The 26,650-nt window shown below is 48.2% G+C and carries 19 protein-coding genes; 5 read left to right on the top strand and 14 right to left on the bottom strand.

Annotation, left to right across the window (positions count from 1 at the left end; genetic code table 11):
• Window positions 1-43 precede the first annotated feature (43 nt).
• Window positions 44-244, top strand: a complete 201-nt coding sequence (locus MKY92_RS05305; protein ID WP_017690333.1) for a cold-shock protein — start codon at window positions 44-46, stop codon at window positions 242-244.
• 103 nt (window positions 245-347) lie between these two features.
• The gene (locus tag MKY92_RS05300) at window positions 348-620 is read left to right on the top strand and encodes an HU family DNA-binding protein (RefSeq protein ID WP_036606368.1); all 273 of its coding nucleotides are present in this window, start codon (window positions 348-350) and stop codon (window positions 618-620) included.
• Window positions 621-961: 341 nt separating this feature from the next.
• Here the strand turns inward: MKY92_RS05300 and MKY92_RS05295 are convergent, their stop codons facing one another.
• Window positions 962-1,606, bottom strand: a complete 645-nt coding sequence (locus tag MKY92_RS05295) for a Vat family streptogramin A O-acetyltransferase (RefSeq protein WP_339299525.1) — start codon at window positions 1,604-1,606, stop codon at window positions 962-964.
• Between the two features lie 35 nt (window positions 1,607-1,641).
• Window positions 1,642-3,321: a methyl-accepting chemotaxis protein gene (locus MKY92_RS05290; RefSeq protein WP_339299524.1), complete on the bottom strand. Its 1,680-nt coding sequence runs from the start codon at window positions 3,319-3,321 to the stop codon at window positions 1,642-1,644.
• Between the two features lie 362 nt (window positions 3,322-3,683).
• On the opposite strand from MKY92_RS05290, the gene MKY92_RS05285 reads away from it, so the two are divergent.
• On the top strand, window positions 3,684-4,184 hold the full coding sequence (locus MKY92_RS05285; RefSeq protein WP_339299523.1) for a MarR family winged helix-turn-helix transcriptional regulator: 501 nt from the start codon (window positions 3,684-3,686) through the stop codon (window positions 4,182-4,184).
• Between the two features lie 29 nt (window positions 4,185-4,213).
• A complete protein-coding gene (locus tag MKY92_RS05280) occupies window positions 4,214-5,155 on the top strand; it encodes an NADP-dependent oxidoreductase (RefSeq protein WP_339299522.1) in 942 nt (313 codons plus the stop codon).
• A gap of 93 nt (window positions 5,156-5,248) precedes the next feature.
• On the opposite strand, the gene MKY92_RS05275 is transcribed toward MKY92_RS05280, so the two are convergent.
• The 10 genes from MKY92_RS05275 to MKY92_RS05230 form a co-directional block, all read right to left on the bottom strand.
• Window positions 5,249-7,216, bottom strand: a complete 1,968-nt coding sequence (locus tag MKY92_RS05275) for a CotH kinase family protein (protein ID WP_339299521.1) — start codon at window positions 7,214-7,216, stop codon at window positions 5,249-5,251.
• A gap of 226 nt (window positions 7,217-7,442) precedes the next feature.
• Window positions 7,443-11,879, bottom strand: a complete 4,437-nt coding sequence (locus MKY92_RS05270; protein WP_339299520.1) for an alpha/beta hydrolase fold domain-containing protein — start codon at window positions 11,877-11,879, stop codon at window positions 7,443-7,445.
• A 53-nt stretch (window positions 11,880-11,932) separates the two neighbouring features.
• On the bottom strand, window positions 11,933-13,483 hold the full coding sequence (locus MKY92_RS05265; protein ID WP_339299519.1) for an extracellular solute-binding protein: 1,551 nt from the start codon (window positions 13,481-13,483) through the stop codon (window positions 11,933-11,935).
• A 141-nt stretch (window positions 13,484-13,624) separates the two neighbouring features.
• Window positions 13,625-16,075, bottom strand: a complete 2,451-nt coding sequence (locus MKY92_RS05260) for a DUF4962 domain-containing protein (protein ID WP_339299518.1) — start codon at window positions 16,073-16,075, stop codon at window positions 13,625-13,627.
• Window positions 16,076-16,109: 34 nt separating this feature from the next.
• Window positions 16,110-16,877: a glucose 1-dehydrogenase gene (locus MKY92_RS05255; protein WP_339299517.1), complete on the bottom strand. Its 768-nt coding sequence runs from the start codon at window positions 16,875-16,877 to the stop codon at window positions 16,110-16,112.
• 31 nt (window positions 16,878-16,908) lie between these two features.
• Window positions 16,909-18,747, bottom strand: a complete 1,839-nt coding sequence (locus MKY92_RS05250) for a histidine kinase (RefSeq protein ID WP_339299516.1) — start codon at window positions 18,745-18,747, stop codon at window positions 16,909-16,911.
• On the bottom strand, window positions 18,744-19,781 hold the full coding sequence (locus MKY92_RS05245; protein ID WP_339299515.1) for a response regulator: 1,038 nt from the start codon (window positions 19,779-19,781) through the stop codon (window positions 18,744-18,746). Before MKY92_RS05245 ends, MKY92_RS05250 begins: the two co-directional genes overlap by 4 nt.
• Before the next feature lie 42 nt (window positions 19,782-19,823).
• Window positions 19,824-20,702: a carbohydrate ABC transporter permease gene (locus tag MKY92_RS05240; protein WP_339299514.1), complete on the bottom strand. Its 879-nt coding sequence runs from the start codon at window positions 20,700-20,702 to the stop codon at window positions 19,824-19,826.
• A gap of 12 nt (window positions 20,703-20,714) precedes the next feature.
• Window positions 20,715-21,632, bottom strand: coding sequence for an ABC transporter permease subunit (locus tag MKY92_RS05235; protein ID WP_339301699.1), 918 nt, complete (start codon window positions 21,630-21,632; stop codon window positions 20,715-20,717).
• A gap of 56 nt (window positions 21,633-21,688) precedes the next feature.
• On the bottom strand, window positions 21,689-21,898 hold the full coding sequence (locus tag MKY92_RS05230) for a tautomerase family protein (RefSeq protein ID WP_091015745.1): 210 nt from the start codon (window positions 21,896-21,898) through the stop codon (window positions 21,689-21,691).
• Window positions 21,899-22,510: 612 nt separating this feature from the next.
• Here MKY92_RS05230 and MKY92_RS05225 point away from each other — a divergent pair.
• Complete coding sequence (locus tag MKY92_RS05225; RefSeq protein ID WP_307543312.1) at window positions 22,511-24,247, top strand: HAMP domain-containing methyl-accepting chemotaxis protein; 1,737 nt, start codon at window positions 22,511-22,513, stop codon at window positions 24,245-24,247.
• 626 nt (window positions 24,248-24,873) lie between these two features.
• On the opposite strand, the gene MKY92_RS05220 is transcribed toward MKY92_RS05225, so the two are convergent.
• Entirely contained in the window at window positions 24,874-25,848 is a 975-nt protein-coding gene (locus MKY92_RS05220; RefSeq protein WP_339299511.1) for an alpha/beta hydrolase, read from the bottom strand.
• On the bottom strand, window positions 25,845-26,474 hold the full coding sequence (locus tag MKY92_RS05215) for a TetR/AcrR family transcriptional regulator (RefSeq protein ID WP_339299510.1): 630 nt from the start codon (window positions 26,472-26,474) through the stop codon (window positions 25,845-25,847). The genes MKY92_RS05220 and MKY92_RS05215 overlap by 4 nt, the downstream gene beginning before the upstream one ends.
• Window positions 26,475-26,650 lie beyond the last annotated feature (176 nt).

The raw sequence follows: 26,650 nt of genomic DNA, 5'->3' as shown, positions 1-26,650 counted from the left end.
CGTCATAATGATCGGCTAAAAACTTATTTTTTGGAGGAATCACATGCAAACAGGTACAGTGAAATGGTTCAACGCGGATAAAGGATTCGGCTTTATCGAAACTGAAGAAGGAACAGATGTATTCGTTCATTTCAGTGCAATTCAAGGTGAAGGTTACAAATCTTTGGACGAAGGTCAACGCGTTCAATTTGAAGTAACTCAAGGTAACCGTGGACCACAAGCTGAGAACGTTACTAAACTTTAATTATATGAAAGCTGCCTTATTAATAAGGCAGCTTTTTATTTACACATATGTTGCACAGTAAAGAAAAGATTTCACATCACAAGAATGAAAGCGAGGTATTCCCATGGATAAAGAACAATTGATCACAGAAGTAGCTAAGGCTGGCGGTTTCTCCAAGAAGAATGCTGAAAAAGCTGTAACCGTTGTACTGGACTCGATTCTCGAAGCTCTCAAAGAAGGTAAAGAAGTTCAACTGGTTGGATTCGGGAAATTTGAAGTGCAGAAGCGTGAGGCAAGAACGGGAAGAAGCCGGAAAACAGGCAAGGAAATTCAACTACCTGCAGGTAAAGTTCCTGTATTCACAGCAGGTTTAAGCATGAAAGAAGCTCTAAATTAAACCACGTAACAAACGTAACAACCCATTGAAAAGAGGTTTTTATTCAAACACACAATGATAATATGGATTTAAATGTCGTGTTTACTACCGTTGATGATATCATTAACTTTTATTCAGGCAAACAGACAAACTCGGATCATACAGAAGCTCATACTCATTTAAAGCCCCCATCAGTACAGTCTGATTGCAACCTACGACCACCCACCCGCTAAATTAACATTTCATCTTGGACAACAAGAGGCCCTGATCCGCTCAAAACGGTCCAGGGCCTGATTTGCTTGGAAGCCGGCTCCGTCAGGGAACCAGCTTTTTTTATCTTTTATGCACAATGTACAACCATCCTATTTGCTGTTCAGTAGTTCGCGCAAGATCTGGAGATCATATGTAGAGACAAGACGTTCCATATGCGTATCCAGCCATTCCTCATCCTGATCCCACCACTTCAATTCCAGCAGCAGCGCAATCGTCTCTTCGTCAAAACGCTTTTTAACCATCTTGGCTGGATTACCACCAACAATCGTATAGGGTTCAATGTCCTTAACAACGGTTGAATTGGAGGCAACGATTGCCCCGTCTCCAATCGTGATACCAGGCATGATCGTTACATTTTGTCCAAGCCATACATCGTTCCCCAGTACCGTGTCACCCTTATATGGAAGTTGTTCCAGTGTAGGTGTCACACGCTCCCATCCTCCACCAAAAATGTTGAACGGATAAGTGGTCATACCCTCCATCCGATGATTAGCGCCATTCATAATGAATGTCACACCTTCCGCAATTGCACAGAAATTCCCAATGACCAGGCGATCACCAATAAAGTCATAATGATGCTGTATCCGGTCATAGAATTGCTCTGGCGGATTCGTGTTATCGCTATAATACGTATAATCACCGATGTCCACGTTGGAACGCGGCGGCAGGTTTTGAATGTAACACACCGTACGGATATTCTCATTCGGGAAAAGTTTTGTTTTATCAGGGGCCATATTGTAGTCCCTCCTTTTCCCTATTGTAACAGATATTAAATCTTAAACGGACTAAGTGAGGTCTGCAGCTCTGTCGACACATCAGACAAAATAGCCGCAGATGCCTTGATCTGCTCTACCGACTTGAGCTGTTCGTGCACTGAACCCGCCGCCTGTTGTGAATGGGTACTGGCCGTCTGTGCATGGCGAGCGATCTCATGTACGGAAGCCACGATCTGTTCCACGCCTGCGGACATCTCTTCACTCGTCGCAGCCATGTCCTCAATCTCTGTAGCAATACGCAGGTTTGTATCCCGGATCAGGCTGAAGTTTTGCTCCGTTTCCCGGGTCAAGCGCAGTCCTTCCTGTACTTCGTCCTTCACTCTCGACATGGCCGATAGCGATTGCTGCATATCTTGTTCCATGGCTTCGACCAGTTCTTCAATACGATCTGAAGAGTCTCCAGCTTGTTCAGCCAGTTTACGAACCTCGGTAGATACGACGGCAAATCCTCTGCCATGCTCCCCTGCTCTTGCCGCTTCAATGGATGCATTGAGGGCAAGTAGATTCGTTTGATTTGCAATCTCATGAATGGCGGAAACCATCTGGCTAATCTGTGCCGACTTCCCTTCCAGCATACGAATGACTTCATCCGTTGTGGTAACGGAAGATTCAATTGTAGACATCTGCTGAACGGTAAGTTGCACCGCTTCACCTCCGGTTTCTGCCTGTTTGCGTGAATACAAGGCAGAGTCCGAGATGCTGGAGGCCTTGTCCGCCATACGTTGTACACCTATAGCCACTTCTTCCATGGCCTGCAGATTTTCTTCTGTACTGATCGTCTGACTATCGGCTCCGTGCGCCACTTGTTCAACGGAGGATGCAATCTGCGCCGATTCTTTGGCCGTTTGATCCGCAATCTTGAGTAGCAGTCCAGTCGAATGCTCTGCTTTCTCCGCAGCTTGAAGTCCGCCTTGAATGATGACCTGGAGATTACTTCTCATCTCATTGTATCCCGTACCTAGCATGCCAATCTCGTCTTGGATGTTGTCCACAACTGGCTGTGTGAAATCGCCCGTCCCCGCACGTTTAATCGCCACAGATACCCGCTCGATTCTTACTCTCACCCTGCGAACGTACAGCAGGATCAGGGTAATTGCGACCAACATTGCAAGCAGGAATACGATCAGGAATGTCTTGAGGAACGAGGAGATAATCACATCAATTAACGATTGAGAAGCACCCACATAGAAAATTCCAATAATGTCTCCAGATGCGTTCTTGATTGGTTCATAGGCCGTCTGATATTTCTGACCCACAACCACGGCTTCACCGAAGTATTTTTCCCCTTGCTGCAAAACGGTCTGGGCGACCTCGTCCGACACCTTTGTGCCTACAGCTCGCTCTCCATCCACCATGACATTCGTTGCGACACGTTCATCACCTCGGAAGATCGTCACGGTGTCACCAGAAGCTTCTCCAATCTCATCCACCAGTTCAAAGTTGCCTTCCAGCGCGGTATCTCCCTTGAATAATTGTCCGTCCTTAATGGCCCAGTCTCCTGGATGCTTATATGTAATGATATGATTCGCCATCGCCAGATCTCGCTTCGCCTTCTCTGTAGCGAACGTCGTAATCCCCTGTCTCATCTCCATGATTACACTTATCGCCACGGCTGAGGAGAAGACGATAAATATACTGATAACGATCAAACTGATTTTGGTTCCGATGCTCATGCTTCGCATGTGTGTGAGCCACCCTTTTCCCTATGTAGTTGTGGGGATATTCAAGCCAATTTCGATTCTGTTTCGAATATCACTATAGTCTTATCGGTAGGAGTGTTCACAATATTTATAATATTTCAGTGACTTTTATCACAAAAATAACTTGTTGAAACCTAATATTTTACGAATTATCCGTAATCATGTAAGAATGTTCTGCTGTCTGGAAATCCAAACAATCTAGAAAGATAATTTTCATATGTCAATATTCATGTATAAGTAAGCAAAAAAAATATTTCCCCTTAATTACGTTGCCAACCACATATTTAAGTGATATATTTACGTTGCCGACAACACAATTAAGAAAGTTGAGGTACATGATGACAGCCAAAGATGATTTCAAAAAGCCTGATAATTTTCAGGAATTAAATAATGAGGAATTCAGTGCAGTAGCGCAATACCCCATCAGCTTTAGCATTTTTGCTCTGGCACGCTCTCACAAGGGGCTTGCTGCGCAGTTGATTCGGGATACCGGGCTTTTTCCCGGTCAAGAGATTATGCTGATGCAGTTATATGCCCAAGACCATCAATCCCAAAACTCTCTGGGTCGCACCCTTCGCCTGGACCACTCAACCGTAGCCAAGTCTGTTCGCCGTCTGGAAGATGCCGGTCTCGTTACTCGGAGTCGGTCCAAAACAGATGGACGGGTGACCATTGTATCCCTGACAGAATCCGGACGCGCACTGGAGGATCAAGTGAATAACGCTTGGCGCCTAGTGGAGCAGATCACCACAGCTGGTCTCTCCGATGAAGAGAAGAACTTGCTTTTATCTCTTTCACAGAAAATTGCTGCACAGATTGATTCATCTCTATCCTAAATTTACTTAACGAATGGAGCGTGTACACAATGCATACATCTAAAATGAAAGCTATTCAAATTCATCAATACGGAGGACCCGATACATTACAGTTCGAACAGGAAGTCCATAAGCCCCAGCCAGCTGCCGGCGAAGTTCTGGTACGCATTCAGTATGCTGGAGCCATTCCACTGGACTGGAAGATTCGTAACGGCTGGTTGCAGGACGTGTTTGTCAAAAGTCTGCCATATACACCCGGAACGGCCATGTCTGGCATCGTTGAAACCGTGGGAGAAGGTGTCGATACCTTTCAGTCGGGAGATCGTGTTTTTGGTAATGTGAAGGGTAGTTATGCCGAGTATGGTATGGCCCCTACTCAGGATTTGGTGCATATGCCAGACGACCTGAGTTTTGAGGATGCTGCGACCATTAAAGGCGGAGCTGAAGCTGCATGGAAAGCACTGTTCACCGAAGGTGAGTTGGAAGCCGAGCAAACCGTTCTGATCCACGCTGCTGCGGGCGGTGTCGGACAATTCGCGGTGCAGCTGGCAAAATGGAAAGGCGCTCATGTTATTGCTACCGCGTCTGGTGCCAATGTTGATTTTGTTGCTTCATTGGGTGCCGATCAAGTGATTGATTACAAGACAGCCTTGTTTGAAGAGCTGGTAAGCCATGTAGATCTGGTTGTTGAAGCTGTTGGTGGAGAGATTGAAGATCGCTCATGGAGTGTTCTGAAACCTGGGGGTAAACTGGTATCGTTAACTCAACTGCCTTCTGCCGAAAAAGCAGCGAAGTATGGCGTTACAGCCAAGTTTAATTCCAAATTCCCGACATCAGAGGATCTGTACACAATCGCTCAGCTAATCGCTAACGGTTCCCTCCGTTCAGAGATTGATTCCATCTTCCCTTTAAGTGAAGCGAATCAAGCACATGCCAAAAGTGAGGCCAGACATGGACGAGGCCGGATTTTGCTGGATATTCGCTCCGTCTAACCTGACAAAGCAGAGCAAAAAGGGATTCGATCTGACCATCGAATCCCTTTTCTTATTCTCCATACAACAACTTTGTTCTGCAGGAGATATTTCTTATTTGGATGTAAGGCTTACTTGTGCAGCGGTTTGATCCCAGTCCACGGTAAGTCCCAGTCCTTCTGAGATGAAGCGTATAGGCACAAGTGTGCGACTGTTTTGAATGATCGCTGGTGCATCAATTTCAAGTGTCTCTCCATTTACGGTTACGGTGCTGCTCCCGATCTTGAGCACAAGGGTCTGATCATTCAGAACAGCTGTTACCGTCTTCGCCGTTTTGTCCCAAGTCACTTCTGCACCCATTGCTTCGAGGATTGCGTTCACAGGCACCATCACTCGGCCACTTTGCTGCAGCGGGTCCTGATCCGGGAATGTGATCAATTTACCATCGAGAGTTACGGTAATGGTTTTGTCGGTTGTTCCGGATGAGGTATTCGAACCTGTCTCTTCCGAAGTCTCAGGCAAAGGCGTTACTTCACGTCCAAGTTGCTCTTGCAGATTCGCAAGACGGTTCAGTGCAAATGTCGTCAGTGATCCGGCTGCCATGGAGCCCATGCCTCCGCCGCCAAAGTTACCACCAGGGCGTGTCTGCGTATTATCTGTACCCGTTGTTGCATCTGTTGTACCGTTTCCAGTTGCAGCACCCGGCTGAGTTGGAGGTGTTGTTCCATCTGGAGGTGTCATACCTTCTATGCCATCGGGTGGGGTCATGCCTTCAAATCCTGCTGGTGGTGTACCGCCCATACCACCTGCCGCGTCTGCATTTGCAGAATAAGCGATGTTGGATTCAAACTGTTCTGTCGTATAAAACTTCGTTGGATCTGCTTTTACATAAGGACGAATCTCATTGGCAAGGCCAGTAATACGATCCTGAATGCCTTCCATATAGTCTGTCAGTTCATTGACGTAGCTCAAATATTTTTCCTTATACTCCGGCACAGCAAGCAGGTTATTAATCATCGGTACATTTTCCATGCTAATGCCCAGTACGGGCTCGTCCACAGATACGTTTGTTGCGTTGGTGTTGGTCGTGGTTGATCCGGTTGTTGTGCCACGTCCACCTCCACCCGAGTACCCGTTGAAGGACATGTTGAAGTCCCAAGGAACAACGGTGAACTTGCCAGCGGCATCACTGTAGAGCATGTAGTTGTGTCCTTTGTCGCCGTTATAACTGTCATAGTTGCCAAAAACCATGTTGCCTGCAATATATTGAAGCGCTGAATCCACGTCCAGTACACTTTCAATATCGCCTTTTTCACCTTCTGGCATCTCGTTCAGCGTTTGGATGAAGGTTTTGAGTTTGGCTTTATCCTTATCCGTACCCAAGTCTTTGGTAATTGTACTGTATTCACTGCCCTCTTCATATTGAAGATAACTCTTCTCATCCGTATCATAGAGGACGCCTTCTTCGTAATCCTCACCATAGTTGCGCTCCAGATAGCTATCATCCACCGCTTCAACGCCAGTATAGAAACCAATAAGCTCGCCGTTAACGTACAGATTAACATAGTTCGTCATTGGTACATCCATGCCAATACTCCGCAGTGCTTCATAGTGAAGAACTTCACGCATGTACGACGGATCAGCGTAGTTATTGTTTAGAACCATTTTGTCCAGTCCAAGCAGGGTTTGTGTTTTGTCGTATTTATCAAACTTCAGTCTGAAACTGTAACGGTCCGAATCTTCCATTGATGCTACAGCTTTCAGGGTCAGATTGCCCTTGGTGGAAAAACCGACATTGTCCAGCTTGTTGCCGTCCACTTCCACACTAACATTCTTATAATCCTTATCGAGCGGACTTTCGAGCATGCTCTTCCAGTCTGCATCATCAATCGTTACATTCACATCAATGACGTTATCCGTCTGAAACAACGATTCATAAGCTTGCGTCACGCCTGAACTCGTCGTTGTCGCTGTGCTCTCTGCGGCAAATGCCGCATTCGGACTTGCAATCAGACCAAAAGATGTCGTTACCATCGTCACGGACAATGCCGTTACTGCAACTTTTCGTAATAAAATATTCAAATGATAAATCCTCCTTCTTGGTTTCTGTTAAGCAACTGGGGCTTATGTAACCATGGTAGGGGACGAACCTTTAGTGAATCTTAAATAATGATTCATAACAAAAAGTAGCCCATCAGGCTACATAAGTTGAACTATAAATTTTACACCTTATCACTCCGATTGCAGTATGGTGTAAAATTGAGCTTCAACTTATATAGACGCCTGCCAGGCTACTTGTTCTGATCCTTTATAACTCGGTAACGGTCACACCTGCTGCTTTGTAGTAGTCCTCATCTACATTGTTTAGAATGTTGGCTTTCATTAGAATGCTTACTCCTGCAAAGAGGCCGATTCCGTTTGTATTCCCTTCAATAAGGTTATGTTCAATCCACACGTTCTCAGGGTCCCCTTCGCCAATATTACCAGCTCCAGCATCGCCTTTGTCGCGCTCAAGCCTTACGCCCCAGTATCCATTGGCAGTATTGTTACGAATCACATTGCCCCGAATTACCGTACCTGGTCCATTCAATACTTTGATTCCAGCCGCATCTGCAATCGTGGTTGTATTCTCGATGAGATTATCCTCAATTAGAGTATCGGGGGTACCCATCGTCACCGAAATACCGATCCGGCTGTTCTTGATTGTGTTGTCATGAATGTAGTTCCCTTTGCCAGACTTGCTGTGGTTGCTGGGCGCTGAACCCCCTGTATTGCCAAGCCCAATCCCTGCACCTGTCAGCACATCCATAATGACATTGCCGGAGATTTCATTTAAATACTCCAGTTCACCATGAAGATCAATGGCATCCAGCTTGGTTCCATTAAATGTATTGCCACGTAACACGTTATTGTGAGCCACAAACTGAATCAGTGCTCCATGTCTGAGATAAGGACCTTCAAATGTACTGTCCTCCACCACATTCCATAACGTATCATTGTCAAATCCAAGCCGATCGGTCTTCGCCGTTCCCTGAATCGAAATTCCGTAACCTGAACCTCCGGGGCCCAGATCTGTTGCATTGCGGAAGGTTGCATGCTTCACAACAACATCGCGGCTGTGCTCAATTCGGATAGCCATTCGTTTGAACTTTTCCACAATTACGCCGTCAATCGTAATGTCATATGATGGTACCTCGCCATAATTGGCGATGTGAATCAGACTATCCGGTCCCCCTGAGGAGGGATTATTGGATTGATGATCAGTCGTGTAGCTGCCGGACCAGGATGAAGTTAGGGTCATGTTGGATACGAGAATGCTGTGCTGTGCTGATGCCTTCAGAACGGTACTGCCCGTCACCTGATCCAGCGATGTCTGGAGCACGGTTCCTTCACGGCTCTCCCCTCTCAGATTCACCCCGGATTTGAGCATCAGGTTGGTGGCTCCATCCGGCCCGGATAACAAATTGTACACTCCATTGGGTAAAAACACTTCATCACCCACGTTAGCCTCATCAATGGCGGCCTGTATTGCTGGTCGGTCATCACTCGTGTTGTTGGCAGGATCTGCTCCATAATCCCGTACATCAATTGTACGTCCGGTCACGGCATGTGGAGCATGGACAGCATGTGGTGTGCCGTCTGTTTCCGTCAGACCTGGAGCGATAAAGGGCATCGTCCCTTCAGGTGGTTGTGGCACGACGTATGGAATCAGAGCCACAGGTGTCCCTCCCCTTGCAAAAGGGGCATACAGATGCACATCGGTCAGACTTGTGTAAATACTTGCATCGGAATTGCCATGCCCGGTGATCCGTACATAACGTACAGAAGTGTCTGGGATATCAAATGCCTGCATTTCGGTTGTATCCCCACTGCTTTCGCCGTTAAATATCTGGGTCCACTGCTCACCGTCAACAGACGATTCCATCTCAAAAGATGTCTTTCGGACATCCCCTTTGTAAAAACCAATCCCAACATAGCCCACTTGCTGAACCTGACCCAGATCATACGTGATCCATTGCCCCTCTCCTGCAACAGACCAGCGTGTATAGCTGTTATTGTCGAGGGTATTGGCCGCCAGGTTGCCGTCGCTACCACTTGCCGTGACAGAAGCCACAGGCAGAGACGATACTGGAACGCCAAGGGTTGTCATTTCGGTTGATAAAGCACTGCTGATGTTGCCCGCTTCGTCAATCGCCCTCACTTGAAATGTATATGGTGTTTCCGCTGCAAGTCCACTGTCCCGGAATGACTGCTTACCTTGTTCGCTCAGCAGAACTCCATCCCGATAAATCCGGTAGGCAGATACAGCCGTATCGTCACTGGCAGCAGGCCATCTCAGTTCCGCAAAATCCGTTCCCCAGTTGCGAATCTCCAGCTCGGCTCCCTGCTCCCATTCGGGTGACTGCGTGTCATCACTGCCCTCTTCAATCAAAGCAATGACAGATAACTGTGGACGCGGATTACTCGTTCCGTTCGCTTCCTTGGTGTATACGTTCACGGAAACACCCGTTGATTCCGCATCCGCAAGCAAAAATGCAACCTGCCCCGCATCTGGACGACTCTTCACAACATCGGTTACATCCACTTCATAGACGGCCGGGCTTCCATTCCGATCTGCCGTAACCTGGACTGTGTCCAGCAGCGAACCTTCGCTCAGACTTTGGACCGGAGCATTCGACCAGGTTAACGAAGATTCGCTCCAGTCTGTTTCATTCAAACCGTACAGAGACAACTTGGTATCAACATTTGATGTGCCTTTCTTGGCCGCAATCCGCAATCGATACCGATCTCCTTCCGGCTCATTTCCGGACATATCAAATTTGAAGTACACATATTTTTGGGTCGTTGAAGTGGAAGAGATGCTTAGTAATCCAGTGCTGGAACCTGTAGACTGATTGAAATTCAGGTCAGGCTTGCTGCTGTCAATCGCCGCATCGTCGCTTGGCAGCTTACTGGCGATGACCTTTTCAATCAACGGTTTTTCTTCATCCACTTGTTCATCTCCAGGCGAAGTGTCTTGAGGATTGCTTTTGAAAATTATGGGCTCCGCAACGATCCGGTTCTTCACATGTTCATCCAGGAAGGCCCATGCCTCTGCGTTCGCAGTCTCGGAAGCCGTCCCTGTAAATCCATGGCCCTGGCCAGGTACGACTTTCATATCCACAATCGGTACACCCGCAGATTGAAGCTGTCCCGCAAAAGTAACACTGTCGGTATAAGGAATGGTGGCGTCAGCATCACCGTGCCGAATCCAGAATGGTGGATCATCCGGTGAAGCATAGGTGCCCGGCATGGCAAGTCTGGCCTGTTCCGGTACATCGAATGCACGGTGCCCGCCAAGCAGAGCCGTGACCGAGCTATAGTTATTGGCAAATGTCGTCGTAAAATCAGCGGGTCCATACCAGTCGGCGACCGCCTGCACTTTGTCGGAATACTCAGGCCATCCGCCGGAACCTTCCAGATCAGGTACATCTACCGTCACCCCTGTATCGAGCTCTACAGTGTCACCAGCGACCATGTCCCCTGTTGTACCGAGCAATGCAGCCAGATGTCCGCCCGCCGATGATCCCCAGACACCAATACGGCTTGGGTCCAGATTGTACTGCGCCGCATGAGCTCGCAGGTATCGAATAGCAAGCTTCACATCCTGAATCTGGGCAGGGAAAGGTGCCTCAGGCGTCAGTCGGTAGTCCAGAGACACACCGATGTAACCGCGTTTGAGTACATAGTTGCATATGGAGTTCAGTGCCTGCTTCCGGTCCCCGTGATTCCATCCACCTCCATGGATATAAACCATGACTGGCATCGGTTCAGCTGCCGCTGTCTCGGGAACGGCAATGGACGAATACATCGCCCGCCCACCAGCCATGCCGATCTCCACATCCTCGTATAAAGTCACTCCTTGGGGTGGCGTAAATTCAGTATCCCCTTCTCCAGGCGGCACTGGGGATGGGGCAGGCGTTATGCCGGGAATGGCTTGACCGTAAATGGCAACATTGTCGATATACATGTTGGCCTGCATGGCGTCTCCTGTCCGAAATCGAATTTTAACCTTGCTGTTATTGTTCGCTTCCGAACCCAGCGTCCAGCTTTTTAGCGTATTGCCTTCCTTGTTCTTCAGGTCCGGGGTGCCCGGGGGAAGTTCAAATGTCTCCAGCATTGCCCAGGATGTACCACCATCCTTCGACCATTCAATAATCACACTTCCACTTATATAGGAGGAAGCACGCGTGTAGTAGCTCAGCCGAATATTTCCGTACCCAGTCAAGTTTAGAGGCAGTGCAAGCGCATCGGTTCCGTCCATCTTGATCATATTGGGCAGCGAGGGAGCAGTTGTGGAAAATGACGTCTTGGCCTTGCTTCCTCCTCCCCCTTCCTGGAGCCAGGGAGCTCTCAATGCAATTCCACCTGTAGAGCCAAAATTGTCCGGGTCATCAAAGTTTTCCGCGTATATCTCCAACTCCGGGCCCTCCGGTTCCGAGAGATTTTCTCTTTCTTCCTGTGTAGGGTTGAGAATAGAGCTAGGAACAGCATCTTCCATCGCCCGAACTTCATGCACGGGAACGATGGTGCCGTTAATGAGAATCATAGACATGGCAACAAGGACAACGCGCTTTTTCCACGTTTTGAACAATTTATTCACTTGTATCCCCTCCGCACGGTAGTCCAATCTTCTGACGTTATACCTTTGCGATCTGTCCGTTCTCCAGAGCTGCTGCTTCTTGTTGACTTGTTTCTTCCGCACGGTGAGCAGGACATCCTATTGTTCATGGTAATCATTGCTTATACCGCACAATTCTAGCGACGCGGCAAAGATATGCCTTCCCCGTCCTTGAATTTCTGAGTGGCTTCCTCAATGGCCTGATCGCCACCTTTGGATTTCCATTCCTCAACTACCTTCGGCCAATCGGAGATCGGCTCCTTACCATAAACCATCTTGATCATGTGAGTAAGCAATACCTGAGGGGGTGTATCCGAATTGGGAGCAATCTCCGGATTCTGTACAAAAGCCTCCAACCGCGGATCAAAGTTGATGCCATCCCGACCTTCTTTGGCTAAAACCGTATCATAGATATTCATCAACTTTCTGCCTTCTTCAGTCAGGGATAGGGAGCCTTTGTTGTATGTTGTGTCCTGTACAAACCATAAGAAGGATTGACGGTAACGCTCCTCGTCCACGCCAGCAGAGTCTGTCGGAGCTGTATATGCAATCACACCATTATCCTCTGTATAGGTCTCTCCTTCCGTGCCGTACGTGAAGAACTTCTCCGCTTCGTCAGACACCATCCAGTTGAAGAAACGGATAATGGAAGCCGGATCAGCCGCATCCTTATTAATAAAGTAAGCACGCGTCACCGGACCGTACAGATAGTAACCACCTTTACCGTCCGGGCCAACAGGGGAAGGGATAATTTCGATTTTGGCATCGGGAACCGACGCTTTAATCTGCTTCTCCCATTGAATCAGTTCGTTGGCGTTCATGGACCACATACCCGCCTTACCGGAGAGAATCGTATTTTTGAATACCGTCGAATTGATGGTCGCAAACTCTTTGTTAATCAGCCCTTCTTCGTACATTGTCTTATAAACCGTCAGGGCTTGCTGCATATTCTCGTTATCCATGAACTTGGGTACAATCTGGTCGCCCTGCTGCTCCATCATGGAGAGGAACTGTTGCACATCATAGGCACCAAAGAAGGTATCTGCATATTTGAAATCTTCACGCCCCATATATGGATTCTCCACGCCAAGCTTTTTAAAGGCGCGCAGCACTTCCATTGTCTCCTCCACCGTGGTAGGCACCGGCAATCCGGTTTGATCCAGCAGATCCTTACGAATCCAGGTTGCCCGGCGGGATGGATTGGATAGATATTCGGGGATGGCATAGATTTGGCCGTCATGGGTGACCTGGTCCCAGGCTTCCTTCGGCACAGCTTTCAGCAAATCTTGCCCATACTGCTGCAACAGCTCATCCAGCGGCTGGAATACCCCAGCTTCGACTGAGCCGGCCATCTCCTTGCCGTTGACGCCGCCGTCACCCTGCACCACATCAGGAATATCATTGGTGGCAAACATTTGGACCATTTTCTGCTCATATTCCTTATGAGGCACCAGGACAATTTTGAGATCGGTATTGGTCAGATCCTCCAGCTTTTTCACCCATTTATCCTGGTTGATGTCGGGTGACTTCTCCACATACGTATACGCCAGCGTTCGTAGTGACATGGAGAAGCTCGTCTTGCCGTCTCCCCCATTCTCACCAGATTTCGCCCCGCTTCCAGTGCTGCATCCTGCCATGACGGTTGCCGCCAGCAATAGCGCCATGCCTGTGACCATCCACTTTTTCATGCTACCCCTCTTTTCATCCTGATTTAGGTTTAGGTATCACTTGTCAGTGAAGCGCTTTCATTAAGATGATAAAACATCCCCACCGCCTGCAACAATGGGGATGTTTTAGATGAGATTGCGTTTTCTTTAGGTCATCACTTACTAGTACGTCTTGGATACCTCGATCTTCTTTGTTACACCGTTGTCGGTAAAATAGAGATGGATGCCGTGATCCTGGTCATCGATGAAATAAGGGACATACTTCGGCTCCTCGATCTTATATGGTACAAGCAGCGTTACAATTGTATGACTTGTGGCAGGCCGCGTTTCCGCACTCAGATGATAATGTCGGTCCAGCCCTTCGTACTCTGCCGGGTCCACCTCTGCAAATTGATCCGTCTGGCTAAGCGCCAGCTCACCGGAGGAAGCATAGACAAATGTCCCCTCAAGCCCCGCCTTAGTACCGTTCAGGCGGAAGCTCTGCCCTTTCAACTGTAGCGGGTGCAGCGCATGGAACAGCCATTGAATGCTGTCCGGTTTCTCCAGGTCAATGTGGTCCACCATGACGAAATAGGATGATTGCAGATAATGAATCTCCCGTACAACACGCTTCACATGGGGTACGGTGCTGGCATAGGCATCAGTCGCTACCGCGCGTACATAACCATCACCATCCCGCCAATAGGCCTCTTCGATCTGTCCGGTTGCGGCCATATTCAGCACCTTGTTGTTCTCGGCATACTGCCCTGCTCCGCCAATCAGCAGATTGTTTTTGGAGCGTGTCTGCCTGCGCCATTCCCGGTGAAAGGAACTTCCGTGCGCGATATAATAGCCTGTATCCGCCGCGAGCGGCTCACCGAATGCATGCAGAGTAAAGCTGTTCTGATCCGCATGACTGTGGCTGATCGAGCCATAACGGCTTGACTTGAGAAGCAGCATGATATGCTCATCCGGATCATCCATCCGATGATGCATGGCTACCCACCCCACATCACGGAACCACTTCAGCGGCTCGATGTTCACAGGCGACTCTTCCTCCACCTGGGGATAATCGTGGCGGTATACCAGATCGTCAAAGTTAAAGTCCCACCAACCGTAGTTATAAAAAGCTCCCTCTGTCCTCGGATCGGATTGGCGTACACGCTCAAAGTACCACTGGTACCAGCGGTTGCCTGTAACCCCCGCCAGTTGGCGCACAAGATAACCTGTTTTCAAGTTTACCGGGTCACCCAGCGTAGACTGGTCCCCAAAGCTGGCGCGCCGTGCATCAGGCGGATAGACGTAGAAAGGAAAATCCCCGGTACGCTGGAAAAATGGCCGACGGAAAAAGTCGATGCCCGCATAGTTTCGCAGCAAATTCATCGCTTCGGTCACATAGGCCATGCCTGTTGTCCAATACATTGGACCTTCAGCCCAGCCTCCATCACTTCCTCCCCAAGGGGAGTACAGACAGGCATAATAATCGATTGCATAATCCAGCCACTGTGCAGCCTGCTGCTCCTCATGCAACAAGGACATACAGCAGGGCACAAGCACGGAGGACAATGAACGCACCGCATGGCTGTCATAGGGCACATGATGAATCTTCGAGCGGACCATCACATGCTGGGCTACCTGTTCTGTCCGCCGAAGCAAACTGCGCCTGACCACTTCCTGCTCTTCACTGTTCAACTCATCATGCAACCAGTCATAACCCCAAGCAAGCGCAGCGGCAACCCGAAAGGCCGCCTCGTCATTATAATCGCGGGAGGTCGTTCCCGCCGTATCCCAGGCCGCCACATGCAACAGCCAGGTTTTCGCCGCATCAAGTAGCCGTTCGTCTCGCAGCACCCGCCCAGCGATACTCAGATGACGAATCGCATATAACACTTCCTGACAGTCAATGTACATTTGCCTCCAGAGTACGGCGACACGTTTGTTCTCCGGGTAAGGCTGCGGTTCACGAATGGGCTCACGATTTGCCCACGGTTCCACGGAATTTGCCATAAACGCATCCCAGCCGCAATACGTGGAATCGGACGCAACACCATCGGCAAGTGCATTCAGCCCACGCTCACCAAGCCACAGCCGGGGGTGAGACATGTCTGTGGAATCGTATCGCTGCGCCCGAGAAGGTAGCGGTGTCTCGGGTAATCCCACTGGCACAGTGAACCGCCGCACCTCACTCCAAGCCGACATTTCTCCTTGCTTCCCTTGCGAGGCATGCCCTTCGGCTTCACTCCCTTGCTTCCCCTGTGAGACATGCGCTTCGGCTTCACTCCCTTGCTTCCCCTGTGAGACATGCGCTTCGTATTCGCTCCCTTGCTGCTGCACTGGGTGATCTACAAGCAGCGCATATCGCCAATAATAATCCCCAGGTTTAAACACCCGGCCTGGCGTGAAAAAGTTATACGGAATCGGCGCAAAGGTCATCGTCTCTTCTTCCTGAAAAGAAGGGCTCGCCGACACTTGCAGCAGATAGGCATTCTCATCCTCCTGCTGTGCCGCCATCCAGGTAAACCTTGGCGGATTCTCTGCCAGAACGGTATGCTCGTCAGGCGCATAGTCCACATGGAACGGCCCGCTGATGGGTTGGTACAAGGACTTTTCTGCAAGTTTTCGCTTCACTTCCATCGTTTTGTCCCCTCCTTATCGCAATGTTGTAACATCAACGCATATACATGCCGCCATTGATTTCAAGCGTCTCTCCGGTTATAAAAGAACCCAGGTCGGAACACAGGTACAACGCCGCTCCTGCGACATCATCGGGAGTTCCTTCCCGTCCAAGTGGGATGCTGTTTACCGCAGAAGACCGACCTTCTGCTGAGGTGAACGTAGCATGGAACGCCGTTTGTCCGATGAAGCCGGGGGAGAGCGCATTCACCGTAATCCCGCCAGAGGCAAGCTCTTTGGCAAGCCCTTTGGTTAACGCCATGACAGCCGCCTTGGATGCTGCGTAAATCGCTGCACCCGGCCCGCCCCCATTATGGGCCGCTACGGAGGTCAGATTGATAATTCGTCCGCCACCAGCCGCCTTCATGCCAGGAATGACTGCTTTGGAGACAAAGACGGTGCTCTTCAGATTGACATCCATAATCCGGCTGTACAGCTCCTCACTCATCGTTTCAATGGGGCTTCGCTCCACCAGATGTCCCGCGTTGTTAACCAACAGGTCAATTGAACCGCCGAAACGGGGTGTAATCTCTTCAACCATCGCTCTGATCGCATCCGTATCCGTCACATCTGCCTGAAATGCCGCCGCTTCACCACCAGCATCCCGGATGGCAGTCACGACTTCCTCCGCCCGCTCCATATTATGCAGACCATTCACAGCGACCTTCGCCCCGCAACGAGCCAACGCTCCTGCAATAGCAGCACCAATTCCTCCACTGGAACCTGTTACCAATGCGATTTTGTTCTGTAAATTGATATTCATGCTCTAACTTCCTCCTTGTTATTGGTTTGAATTAAATTCGCTTGCTGTGCTGGTCCGCCGGAAGCGCCATCGTAATGGTCGTTCCCAAGCCTTCCTCACTCTCCATCATCAAGCCGTACGTTTCTCCAAATACAAGCTGAATCCGGCGATGTACATTCATAAGTCCGATCCCCCCGCGATGATAAACATCATCGGTGTCTTCACCTGCCAGACGGTTCAATTCCAGACGGCGACGCAGCTTCTCCAGACGTATATTGCTCATGCCCATGCCATTATCCTGGACGATGACAAGAAATCGATCTTCCAGACGCCGAGCATCGATGCGGATAAAATGACCCGGTTCCATGCCCCGTGGAAATGCATGTTGCAGCACATTTTCCACCAGGGGCTGGAGGGTGAGACGAACCATTTTTTCCAACAATAGATCCGGTGCAATGATGACCTCAACTTCAAGCTCCCGATCCATACGATGGTTCATGATGGAAAGGTAGGCCAGCACATGCTTCAGCTCATTGGCAACCGTAATCTCCTCCAGATTGGTCTGAATGGAATAACGGAGCATATGAGCCATCGATTCCACCATCTGCGTAATTTCTTCGGAATCCTGTACGACGGCATAACATTTGATTGTCTCCAATGTGTTGTAGAGAAAATGCGGATTGATCTGCAACTGGAGCGCCTGAAATTCCGCACGGTGTCGTTCCAACGCTTCCTGCTGTAGCTCAATTTCCGACTTCTGGCGGCGCAACTCCGACTCATATACACTCTCAATCATGTCCGACAAACGGCTGACCATCAGATTATAGCTGCGGATCAGCACTCCGATCTCATCGCGCCTTTCCTTCATCTCCACCTTGTTCCAGATTCCCTTCTCCGTCTGTCTCATTCCGTTCATCAGCACCCGAATGGGTTCCACTTGAGATGCTCCGATCCGGTAGGCCACAACAAGCGCAGCGAGCAAGGTCCCTGCACCAACCCATAATGTGGCTGAGCGGATCGTTGCAATCGGCCTTTGAAGCTCCGACAGCGGCACGGAAGCGACAAAGCGCCAGCCCGAATAGGCAGACAGCTCCGATATAAACAGCCGTTTGGTGCCATCCGTGTTCTGTTCCAGAGACCCTGCCTCCATGTGCATAAGCCTGTTCACGGTGCTGGACGACATCACGGTCTGCGCCTCTTCGTCCCCAGGAGTGTAGATAACATTTCCGTTCTGATCCATCACATACTGATAGCCCCCTTGACCGAGATCGAGTTCTCCCCAGATGTTGTCAAGTTCCAGCACATTCACTTCCATCGCCAGCACTCCGTTTGGTGTATAGGAGGATACGCCCCTGATCCGGCGCGCAATCGTAATGACGTTTGCATTCTGTCCACTGCGAATACTGCGGGTAAGCAAAGTCGATTCGCCATTCGCAGGGGTTACAGCAAGCAACTCCTTATACTGCTGTGCAGCATCGATATCGGGTATGCCCGCTGAATTCTGGTTGTCATCGAGGACAACCCTCCCGTTCTCCCCGATAACATACAGAAACTTGATCTGTGGATATAACATAAAAACAGGCGGGAACACGTTCCTTTTAATCTGACGGCTATACTCGTAATAGGCATAACTATCCTCCGAACTCATATCGAGGAAGTGCTTCACACTTCCATTTGAGAGGATGGAGTAGGTTGCGCGATCATAATTTTGCAAATACAGATCGGTCTGGTACGCCGTATTACGCATCGTTTGGGCAATGTTGTCCGCCAGCTGATCGTTCATCTCAGTCGAGGCATAGGTATAGGTAAACAAGCCAATGGCAGACAGGGACAACGTAATTACGATGGCAAAATGAAAGAACAGGCGGATCGACAGGCTGCGCTTCATCATTCAATGCCCAACTTACTGCGATATTCGGACGGGGTCAGTCCGGTAATTTTCTTGAATGTCTTGGTAAAATGGGGATGATCCGCATACCCCACTTCGTAGGATATATCCGTAATGCGGTTGCCCGGCTGTTCCAGCATGCGTTTGGCCAGTTCCATTTTGCTGCGTATTCGGTATTGGATAAAGGTCTGACCGGTCGTCTGTTTAAACAGTTGGCTGAAGTAGGACGGGTTCAGTCCAAGCTTGGCAGCAATCTCGTCCAGTGAAACTTCACGGCGCAAGTGCTTCTCCAGATAGGCTTTTGCTTCTTCCACTGGATGCTTGCGCTTGCCACTGCGCTTTTCCTTGATTCTATTCATCAACGTCTGGATTTCGTTGCCCAGAGCCTCGAAGCATTCCTCAGAGGAAGCGCTTACAATCATCTTACTGGACGTACTCATCGATCCGTTTCCCCGTGCATTCATGCGGGCCACAATCAATTCCAACAATTCCTGAAAAAGCTCCGCTGTCTGCTCAGGCATCAGGGCATATGCCGGATAACGATTCGACCATGCTGCGAGCAGCTCCGTCACATCGGATTGCCTTAACTCCCATATAGCCTCTTCCAGACGCATGGCCCAATCATTCAGCTCCCTCACGGGTACAAGGGATACCGTAGGTTTATCCTCTTCGGATGCCAGCAATTTGAGCAGCAGTTCATGAAGCTCCTGTCGTCCCACTGGCTTGAGCAGATATCGTTTTACCCCATAATCCATACAGGCTCTTGCATATTCAAAGTCTGAATAACCGGAGACTACAATAATGCGCATCGTACTGCCTTGCTCGGATAAACGTCGGCACAACTCAATACCATCCATCGTTGGCATGCGGATATCCGTAAACAGGATGTGTGGCCGAAAGGTCTCTACCACCTGAAGGGCCTCTTCCCCATGCGCTGCCTGTCGTATCTCACAGTCGAACAGCCCCGCTTGCTTGATCATCTTCGCCAGACCCATCCGAATCATCGGTTCATCGTCCGTAATCAAGATTCTGAACATCGCCATTCCCCCGTTTCCGTCAGATCTGTATGCTGCTTGTAGTTAAGATTTGACGGAGCCGACCATGATTCCTTTTACAAAATGCTTTTGCAGGAAAGGGTAAATGATAATGATTGGCAAGGTGGCGATGATGATGGTCGCCATTTTGATACCTTCCGGCGATGTATGTGCAAGGGTGCTATAGACGGCAGAACCCGGATCGACGGAAATATCGTCACTCTCAAACAGCTTCTTGAGTGTGACCTGGATCGGCCACCAGGCTGGATCGTTCAGATAATAAAGCGCGGTGGAATACGCATTCCAGTGGCCCACCGCATAGAAAATGCCGAGTGATGCCATGGCCGGTTTGGACAATGGAATAACGATACGCCAGATGATGCCAAACTCCCCACAGCCATCGATGCGGGCGGCATCGATCAGTTCACCCGGTAGCTGTGAGAAGAACGAACGCATGACGAAAAAGTTAAAGGCGTTAATCGCTCCTGGCACAATCAGCACCAGTGGATTGTTGACCAGATGCAACTCCTTCATCAGGATAAAGTTCGGAATGAGCGGCGCCGAGAATACGACGGTCACCAGGACAAACATGACAACAAGAGAGCGCCCCTTGTACTCTGGACGGGACACGGGATACGCGAGTGATGCCGTTGCGGCGAGATTGATTAGCGTACCCACTAACGTTACCCCAACCGATACCGCAAAGGCCCGCCAGAAGGCAGCATCGCCGAATACATATTCGTAATTGATCCAGGTAAAAGCTACAGGCCAGAAGCTAACCTTTCCGCCCATGATCGCTTCCGAGCTGCTAAGTGACTGGGCCAGTACATTAATGAAAGGCAGAATCATCGTCAACGAGAGCAGCGTAAGAAAAACGAGATTTCCAATGCGAAATATACGGTAACGGACACTGGGGGTACGCATCCATCTCGCCTCCTAATACAGGCTTTCGCCGGTTGTTTTTTTGCTAAAGAAGTTACCGAGTAGAATAAGCATTAAACCCACGACCGACTTGAACAATCCGATGGCTGTTGTATAGCTGTATTGCTGTGAGAGAAGTCCGGCTTTGTAGATGTACGTATCGAGAATCTCGCCAGATTCCAGATTAAGCGGATTCAGGAATACAAACACACGCTCAAAACCCAGATCAAGGAACTTCCCGATGTGCAGCAGCAACAGAATCATAATCGTGGGCAGCAAGGATGGCAGAGTAATAGACCATATTTGCTTCAAACGTCCGGCTCCATCCACCTCTGCCGCCTCATACAGATCGGGATTGATGCCCGCAATGGCAGCCAGGAAAATAATCGTGCCGTAGCCGGAGTCGCGCCAGATCCCCGAACCGATCAGAATGAAGCGAATGTACGAGTCTTCTCCAAGAAAGTAGACCGGCTGCATCCCCAGAAATTCGAGTGCCTTGTTAACCACACCGGCATCCATTGAGAAAATACCCATGAATATTCCGCTAATGACAACCCATGACAGAAAGTGAGGCATGTATACAATCGTTTGCAGCATACGCTTGAACATAATCATCCGCACTTCATTCAGCAGAATCGCCAGCACAATTGGCACCGGGAATGCAATCACCAGATCATATAATCCAAGCAAAAGTGTGTTATTGAGAATTCTTAAAAAATCATAATGGCTGAACATCTTCTGGAAATGCTCCAGACCTACCCAATCACTTCCGGTGATACCTTTAAAAATGTTGTAGTTCTGAAAGGCAATCACTGAACCGAATAAAGGTACATATTTGAAGAGGAAAAAATACAGGATACCCGGTAAGGAGAGCAGATATAGTATCCGGTATCGCCACAGATAACGTCCCGCATCTCCGAGCCGAGCGCCCAGACCAGACGAGTGAAGTCCGGTTGCACCCCGACTTGGTGGCACGATATCTGCCGGCTTCACGTCTTCTCCCCTCCCTGCTTCTGTGATTGCGCGCTTCTCAAGTTATCAGGAACATTCTCGTCCCATGGGATCTCATTGAATTCGATGGAAATGTAATCCGGTTCACGGTCGATAATACGCGAGAGCTCGCGCGTGAACACCTCCACTATCTCCTGCTTTTGCTCATCCGTCCTGCCTTCATACAGCCTGATCGTAATTTCTGGCATCCGATTTAAGCTCCCTTCATCACGTGATGTAAACGCTTTAACAACTTCATCTTAGCGTTCCTGCGAAAGGGCAACAATGGACTGTCTTTTCGTTCACTTGTGTTTTCTTTAGGTGTTAGCAACCTAAAAGGCCCCCATACGAATGGGGACCTCATGGATCAACATATTGTTATGCATATTCATCATTCATCACGGTATAGAAGTTACCAGAGCATTCCTCCACATACCTGATCACATAGAGAACCTTGCATTAATAAACGTAATAACAAAGAAACAAACTGAAAAATACGCCCACGGAACCGATACCTTAGAACTATTTTTACTGATAAACCTAACATTTATATGACTTTATAACGATATACTTTAGGAAGTACCTTACCTGGGGGTCCTATAAGTGAAGTAGAGTTTGAAGCAATGCAAGAAGTACCCTGAACCAACGAGAGAATGTCATGTAACAACAGCAGAATCCAGAATTATAGAAGGTGCACGATATCGATTCACTAGACATTCGTTAGATTACATAGCGTATAGCCTCCCCCATCCAGGTATAGTACATTTTCATATTTGTAAAAGGAGTGAACAATCTTGTTTAATAAGCTTCGCTGGAGTACCATGCCTTTCTTTGTTAAAAATTTGGTGATCTCATTCGGTAGCATCACCTTGATTGGTATTATCCTGATTACCGCGGCTTACCAGCTGCAAAAGAACATTCTGGTAGAACAGTTGCACGACCAAGCCACTGTCATCACCCAGAAATCGTATAACGATCTGGACATCGCCAAAGTCGCCCAAGCCGCCAGTGAAAAAAGCTACGCCGGTCCTGTACAGCAGGAAATGAAGGCTTATCTCGATTCCATCCATGAGTTCTATCCAAACATCGCGCAGGCGTACATTTTTGGTTCAGAACTCGAACAAGGAAACGGAACGTCCATCATCGCGATTCCAACGAACCTGCTGGAGCCATTCGAGCAAGACAATCTGCCCGCAGGTGCCATGTACCCACTGCCCGAGAATAACGTTGTGGTGCTGGAACAGATGAAAAAGGACGGAAAGCCGGCCTTCAGTGATTTCTACACCGATGACTACGGAACTTGGACCACTCTGATCTATCCGATTAATAACGCAGATGGCTCCATGTACGCTGCTCTTTACTTCGATGTAGATGCAAGTGCTGTTCCAAAAGGCCTGAATAAACTGCTTACGTACGGTTTGATGTTCCTGATTGGTTTCCTGATCCTGTTCATGGTGTTGCAATTCATTTTGCTGAAAAGAACGTTACTTCCGATCCGCAATCTGATGAAAGGTATCGAAGAAGTCAGCACGGGTAATCTGGACGTAACCATCGATACCGGGCGAGATGATCTGGGTATCATCAACGAGAAGTTTAATGCGATGATCCATCGATTCAATACAACCATTTATAAAGTACAGAATACTTCGCATCACCTCTCGGAATCTTCCAAACAACTACTGGGCATTTCCGAGAAAAATAATGTAAACATTCAATCCATCAGCACCAATATTCGGGAAATATCTACTGGACTGGTGTCACAAGACAAAGCCACTGTGGAGAACGCACGTGCCATGACAGAGATGTCAACGGTAGTGCAGACGATCGCCAGCAGCTCAGCCGATGTGGCAGATGAAGCACTCAGCATGGAGCAGCGCTCCAGCACAGGTAATGTGGTAATGCAACAAGTCATTGAGCAGATGCGCCTGATCTCTGGTGCGGTGCAAAATACGTCAAACTCGATTCAGTCTTTGGAAAATAACTCGAACCAGATTAGCAACATTGTTAACGTAATCACGGAAATTGCTGGACAAACCAACTTGCTGGCCCTTAATGCTTCCATTGAGGCAGCCCGCGCAGGTGAAGAAGGAAGAGGTTTTGCGGTGGTTGCAGGTGAGGTACGTAACCTGGCAGAGCAATCGCAGGAATCAGCGAAGCAAATTCGACAGTTGATTGAAGAAATTCAACGGGATATCATGCAGTCTTCCGAAGCTATGCAGTTGGGTTCCAAGGAAGTTACCAAAGGCTTGGAAGTTACCCAAGAGACTGGCGTATTCTTCGAGAATATTCTGACTGCTACGAATAAAGTTGCAAACCAGATCCAGGATATCTCCAGTTCTACCGAAGAGATCTCGGCAAGCACACAAGAAATGTCTGCCACGGCCGATGAACTGTCTGCCAATGTCAGCAAGGCAGCAAGCAGCAGTAAACAAATTGAGCAGTCAATTGATGAGCAGGAAGCCTCCATGGCAGCCATTGTGAGTGCCTCCGATGAGCTCTCGGTTGTATCCGAGCAACTGCAAGAACTGATCTCATTCTTTAAAGTACGCGCAGAATAATTGAACAATATTGGACAAAGTTAAACAAGTAGGACACAACAAAAAACCAAGACTGGCGGGTATTTGCGCTGGTCTTGGTTTTTTGTTGTTGAACATCTCACTACAATCCCGCAGCGGCTTTAAGTTGTTTCCTCTGCGATACGATTAACAATCTTAATTTTTCTGTTCCGAAGGCTCCTGTGTTGAAAGCATTTGCTTCCGGATAATAAACCATTCTAAGGGATATACCATCCTGAAGGTGCGAAACTGCGCCTTATACCCCTTTAGTTCATAAACGACAGTTCCAATCGGAAGAAATGCCGCATCTCCATTCTCTGTTACGTGATCCGTACATGCATGCATGCTCAGCATGTGGGTTACTTCCCTTACTTTGTCCCCCATTTGCTCTGCGGGTACCTCTTTGGTCCCCTCGTTGTTTTGAAAATATGTAATATTATTCCTCAACCTAGCAGACGAAATTACAAATGACATAGTTACAAAATTTTTAGAACCGTTATCCTACTCGTTAGCTACATAAGAACAGGGAGCACTACCTTTTGGCAACATGCTCCCCTGTTAAATTAAAGCGCCTACCCCGTTTTTCCGTTAATGATTCTTGGAAACTTGCCCGTTCTCTTCGATTGAATTTATTTTCCTACATATTCATCCAAAAAGCGATCTACTCTCTGGAAATATTCAGTGGGATAATGGTTGATCGCATCGATGTGCTCTGTGTTTTTCGGATACCACACCTCTGCGTTTGGATTATCTTTTAATGATTCATAAATCATTTCTGTATTTTTATAACTGATTTGCTGATCCCCAGTACCATGAATGAGCATAACGGGTTTGTCTTGCATCTTTTTCACTGCATCCATAGGAGATACAGAATCCAGATCAACATCAAAGACCCAATTGGCCATCCAAGTGGATGTATAACTGAATGGAAATGCAGGTAAACCGGAAAAGAAAGGTAAGCCCTCTCTTAGAAATAAGCCCGCATTACGAAATGGACTATCTGCAATCACGGCTTGGATGTCATCACTTTCACTTGTGGCCAGCAAAGAAGTAGCAGCACCCATAGAAAAGCCGATCACGCCAATGTTGTCACCCGTATGGTCTCTGGTTTTTAAATAGTCTACTGCTCCCAGCAAATCATATTTTTCATTGAGTCCCAGTGTAATCAAATCACCATCGGATTTACCTTGCGAGCTGAGATCAAATGCCAACACATTGTAGCCTTTCGGAACGAGATGCTCGACTAACTTAGGAGTTCGCCCTTTGACTAAACGATTGCTTGTATACCCATGGACAACAATAATCGTCTTATCGCTTGATTTACCACCAACATTTGCAGGAAAGAAGGTACCTCTAATCGTATTATCATTTTTCAAACTCTTGAACTCAACCTCTTCGTAGGGCGTTTTATCGATATTCAATTCGTAGCTGACATTCGTGTCTCTAGGATGGTGCAATAACGTGTCTACTACTTTGTAAGATATAAAGAATACAAGAGCCACCAGAAGCAAAAGCACAATTCCCAGGCTCCAAAACATTATCTTCCGTTTCTTCACACGACCCTTGTTCAATGTCCGATCAGATTGTAATGATGTTTGACTCATTCAGACTCCTCCAGTTTTTCTATAGGTGATAAGGGTGCAAACAAATAAAAGGCATGGCCTTTCAGATTTTCCCACTCGGGATGATGAAGAATGCTTTCGCCGAGAGTTAAGGCCACTCCATTTAAAAAAGAGATATAGGCACGAGAAATCATCGCTGGAGAAAAGCTTTTGTTGAATTCTCCCTTTAATTGACCCTTGGCATAAACATCTTCGATTTCATCGGTCATTACCTTTATACTTTCTAGTACTTTCTGTGTAAGTTCAGGGAACCTTATTCGTTGTCCTAGAACAGATTGAGCAAGCCGCAATTCATTGGTATAGAAGTAGATATGGTTGAATTGTTCTTCCACCATGTTCTTAATCAATTGACCCGGTGTCCCCTCTTGTTGTAGAGAAGCAAGTGATTTCTTCTGAATATCAGCAAGTGGCTCAAGGACAGCGGCGTAGAATAAAGCTTCTTTGTTAGGAAAATATTGAAAAATGGTTCCGGCAGTCACTCCCACACGCTTCGCAATGATCGCCGTTGTAGTATTCGAATATCCACTTTCTGCGAACAGGACAACAGCTTCTTTTAGAATCCGTCTCCGACGCTCCAGTCTTTTTTCTTCATTGATGGGTCTTGCCACATGTATTCCCCTCTCTTTGAACTAAACTCTAGTTAATTAAATGATCAGTTAATTAATTAACAATATATCTTTATTTATAGCTTAAGGCAAGAGCTAATTTATCTTACTGACGCGCAGGATGAAACTTAACCAATACAAATAAGCCCGGCGTGCGGCCCAACTACCCCTCCGGCTTG

The sequence above is a fragment of the Paenibacillus sp. FSL R5-0623 genome (assembly GCF_037974265.1).
Lineage (GTDB): Bacteria > Bacillota > Bacilli > Paenibacillales > Paenibacillaceae > Paenibacillus.
This window is presented reverse-complemented; position numbering and strand designations above follow the sequence as displayed.